Annotated in this window: 3 protein-coding genes; all 3 read right to left on the bottom strand. The window is 55.1% G+C overall.

Annotation, left to right across the window (positions count from 1 at the left end):
- Nucleotides 1-211: 211 nt before the first annotated feature.
- Nucleotides 212-1390 (bottom strand): ankyrin repeat domain-containing protein, encoded by a 1179-nt coding sequence (locus ACF8AM_RS05655; protein WP_392554695.1) that lies wholly within the window; start codon nt 1388-1390, stop codon nt 212-214.
- A 412-nt stretch (nt 1391-1802) separates the two neighbouring features.
- Entirely contained in the window at nt 1803-2936 is a 1134-nt protein-coding gene (locus ACF8AM_RS05650) for an ABC transporter permease (protein WP_392554694.1), read from the bottom strand.
- 212 nt (nt 2937-3148) lie between these two features.
- Entirely contained in the window at nt 3149-3850 is a 702-nt protein-coding gene (locus ACF8AM_RS05645; protein ID WP_392554693.1) for an ABC transporter ATP-binding protein, read from the bottom strand.
- Nucleotides 3851-4131: the final 281 nt, after the last annotated feature.

Below are 4131 nucleotides of genomic sequence, written 5' to 3'. Positions count from 1 at the left end.
CACTTTCTGTTTCAATTGCTTCGTTCGTCGCGGGTTGCATCACGTAGGCGAGTCTCTCTGAGACTCGCAAATGACAGCGTCTCGGAGAGACGCCGCTACGTGATCAAGCCCAAGGACTCCCGCTCACGTGCTTACCACCGGAATGGCGAGTGCATTCCCTTCGGATAATGGTGGCTTTGGACGAGTCGTTTGTTCTTGAAAAACACCGCGACTATTTCAAGCCTTGTTCTCGCAACCACTTGGCGACTTCGGAGCGGTCATCTTTCAAGCGTTGCAAAGGATTGTCGCCAGCAACCGCTTTCCCGGACGGATTCGGGATTCCTTTGTGGCGGTACATGTACCGACCAGCATTGCTCGCCGTCGGTCGAGGTTTCGCAGTGGCGAAATCCAATGCGTTCTTCTCTGCCACACCACCAAAAAAATCCTGTAGAACATCGGCGACGTACGCACCTCGTGTCGTTTGGTAGACGCGTCCCAACTGCAAGCGGCTTTCCTCGTTGGTCACTTGCGTCGCTGCATCCCACCGAATTTCGAACCGTGCGTGCTTTCCACGGTTGGCAATGACTGCTTCGTCGCATCCCAACGTTGAAACAGCGTTGATGTCGGCTCCCATTTCGACCAAGCGTTTCACCAACTCGAGGTCGCCCGCCGCAGCAGCGAAGTGCAGAAGCGTCTTTCCTCCACAGCGAGAATCCAATGCCAATTCGCCGTTGCTCAACGATTTCAGAATCGCAGAAGAATCCCCCAGGATCAGCGATTCCAACTCAGCGGGATACTGAATGGTTTGGCTGTTCAACCGAAATTGGTAGTGGGGTTGAATCAATGCCAACTCTTCCATGCGAAGCCCTGAAGCCGACTGCCACTCGGCGAGACCTTTGGTTTGAATGTCGTTCAGCACATTCAAACGATGCTCACGGTTGATTTGTTGAGCCAAGTCAGCATGGCCAGAAACAGCGATCAAATGACCAACAGCGCAGTGAACGCCCCATGGATCGATGAAGACGGGACGACGCCCGGCGACAAACACGTTCTGAGGGAATTCGCCACGCAGCATGTATTCGCGAAGGCGGTTGATGTTGCGATGCCGCTCCTCCAATTGCGAATCCTTGAGGTCATCCACGTCGGCCACGTTGAGTCGATCGAGCACCAGTTGAAAGTGCATTTGCAACAGGGAGACTTCGTCGGTTGCAGTTCCCAGTTCGACGAGATCGAGTTGACTGGGAAGCTTTCCAGACCAATTGGGATTCACATCACAGAGCCGACTTTTCAATTCGAAATGGGAGGACGCCAGACCGGATTGCTCTGCGGCCGGAAGGGCTGAGGCAGCCAGCAAGGCCGGGAGAACGAACTGAACGGCGAGCTCGAAGATTCGTTTCAGTTGGGTTTTCATTTCATTTTCAACGGAAGAGGGTAGCGAGTGGCAAAGCGTTCTTCGCCTCAATTCACCCTGCGTGTTTCCGTGCGTTTGCACCTCATCCATTTCTTAGTTTTTTGCGAAAATGTTTCGCGGCGTCATTCAACGCGAACTTCTGGGGCGTTCAACCAATGCATGTGACGGTGGAGAAAAGGGACCTAGGCTTCTAATGGTCTGTTACGACTTATTTTCAGGGTAGTGCACGAGACGACGAGTCCTGAACTGCCGCCAAAACCAAGGACTCGTCGCCTCGTCCACTACGATTCATTCTAACTCTTCACTTTGACAAACCACTGGCCTGCGATTGCTCTGAAGGCAGGCTGGCAGCCTACGCCACCATTCCAATCCGTCGCTTGTTGTTCGCGTGCGGCCACGTTGCGAATGCGAGTCAGGCTTGTCGCAATGCGTTGACGATCGGAACAGTTGCCGCCTGGATCGCGGGGATCAATCCGGCCAGCATCCCGACCAACACGGACACCATCGTTCCTGTGACTGCCAGCCCCAACGAAGGTCGAAACGCGATCGTGGCTCCCTCGGCACCGATTGCGAATCCGCCGAATCCGAGTGCGGTGAGAGCCAACGTCGTTCCAGCGACCCCACCCACCATGCACAGAATAGTACTTTCGGCCAGCACCAATCGCATCGCACGCAGTGGCCGCACGCCTACGGTCTGCAAAACCGCGTATTCCTTGATGCGGTCCTGGACGCTCATCACCGTGGTGGTCGCAACCAGCGACAACACGAGCGCCACGCAGGCGTAGCCCAACCAATGAGCGAATCCGATCAAATCCACCAAGTCGGAAAGCGTGCTGGCTTGGAAGGCTCCTTTCCGGCGAGTCTTGGTCGCCACCGCGCCGGCCCGCAGTTTTTGATCGATCGCGGCGGCCACGCGATCAGGGTCGGCGTCATCGGTGAGCATGACTTCGTGCTGAGTCACCAATCCGGCCGCGTCCAAGCCTCGGGTGTATTGCAGGAATTGCAGGCTGGTGTAAATCAAGTTTTCTTCCGACGGAACGTTGGATTCAAAGATTCCCGCGACGCGGACCGATAAATCGCCAATCGTGAATTGATCGCCAACTTTCAATCCTCGACGCTGAGCCACATTGCGGCCGACAATCGCGGCATCGCGAGCTGACTCAAATTGCTGCCAATTCCCACTGATCAATTTCAATGGGCGAGTTTGCTGGATTTGTTTCGGGGCGGCACCATTGAAAACCACAATGTCCAAACTGGCTCGGCAATTGTTCGTCCACACCTGGATCGGCATCACGTCCCGCACGCCCGGGATTTCTGCAATCACACGATCATAATCTTCCGGCAAACGACTGCTGGTTGGGCAAAACCGATTTTCTTGAAACACGATCAAGTTGCGATCCGCATCCGAGCCCGTCATCAGGCGTTGCAAACCTTCTTGGACGGAACCGACAAAGCAGAACACAAACATCGCCACCGCAGCGCCAGTCACGGTCAGCAGCGTCCGCGTGCGATGTCGCCAAAGTGTTTTCAAAACATAACGAAACATAATGTCTCTCCGAATTCGGAATCGTCCAATGTGGCACAGTGGTCTGTCGCGACTTGTTTTGATGGTAGTGGACGAGGCCTCGAGTCCTGAACTGGCGTCAAATCCAAGGACTCGTGGCTTCGTCCACTACGATCAGCCCTAACTTTTAGCTGTGACAGGCCAAAAGGCTTCCAGTCTGTGATCACTCACCCGACAGCCAAAGCCACCTGAGTTCAACGTACTCCCGAGGTTTCCACCAATCCGACCTCGCGAAATTTGCCACGATCCAACACCAACTGTCTCGATGCAATCTTGGCGGCGTCCGTGTCGTGGGTGACCATCAACAGCGTGATGTCGAGTTCCTTGTTCAATCGCTGCAGCAAGATCTGCACCTGTTCGCTCGTTTCCGTGTCTAAACTGCCGGTCGGTTCGTCGGCCACGACAACCTTCGGGTGCGCCACGATGGCTCGGGCGATCCCGACACGTTGTTCTTGTCCACCGGACAATTGCCGCGGGTAATGGTCGGCACGATCGCTCAGCCCCACGGCTTCGAGTGCCAACTCAACACGCTGTCGACGTTCCGCACCGGTCATCTTCAGCAGCAGTGTTGGCAGCTCCACATTCTCATAAGCCGTCAACACCGGAATCAAATTGTGGGTTTGAAAGATGTATCCCAAATTCGCGGCACGCCAATCGGCCAACTTCCCGCGAGAAAGCTTGGTCACTTCGGTTCCAGCCACATGAATCGTTCCGGCATCAGGATGATCGATTCCGCTGACCAAGTTGAGCAGCGTGCTCTTTCCAGTACCACTTGGCCCCATCAGCGAAACGAACTCGCCCGCCTCAATGTTCAGGTCAATTTCGTCAAGCGGTGTGATCGTTTCATCACCCTTGCGAAAGCTTTTGCACACGCCACGTAGTTCGACCAATGCCATCAGTTTATCCCCATCGTTGTATCTTCACGTTCGACCCAAACGGAATCGCCAGGTTTCAAATCCGAAGGGACGTTGGCGATCAATTTGTCTGTGACGTTAAGCCCCGATTCGATTTGCACCAAACCATCCCCACCCAACCGCGCGACCGACACTCAGAGAAATCAAGAGAAGCGAGGCGCGGCAGCAGACATGCCCCGCGCACCGGATGACACAAGCATCCGCGGAAGATGCATCGACAGCGCAGTAGCGAGCGAACACCCGACCAAACGTGAGAGCGAACC

This window comes from Rhodopirellula sp. JB055 (genome assembly GCF_043100905.1).
Classification (GTDB): domain Bacteria; phylum Planctomycetota; class Planctomycetia; order Pirellulales; family Pirellulaceae; genus Rhodopirellula.
Note: the sequence above shows the minus strand (reverse complement) of the source record. Positions and strands in the feature narration are given on the sequence as shown.

What these genes read in the sequence shown, in the direction of transcription:
- ACF8AM_RS05645 (WP_392554693.1), bottom strand. Translation starts at nt 3,850, where the DNA reads ATGGCATTGGTCGAACTACGTGGCGTGTGCAAAAGCTTTCGCAAGGGT.
- ACF8AM_RS05655 (WP_392554695.1), bottom strand. Translation starts at nt 1,390, where the DNA reads ATGAAAACCCAACTGAAACGAATCTTCGAGCTCGCCGTTCAGTTCGTT.
- ACF8AM_RS05650 (WP_392554694.1), bottom strand. Translation starts at nt 2,936, where the DNA reads ATGTTTCGTTATGTTTTGAAAACACTTTGGCGACATCGCACGCGGACG.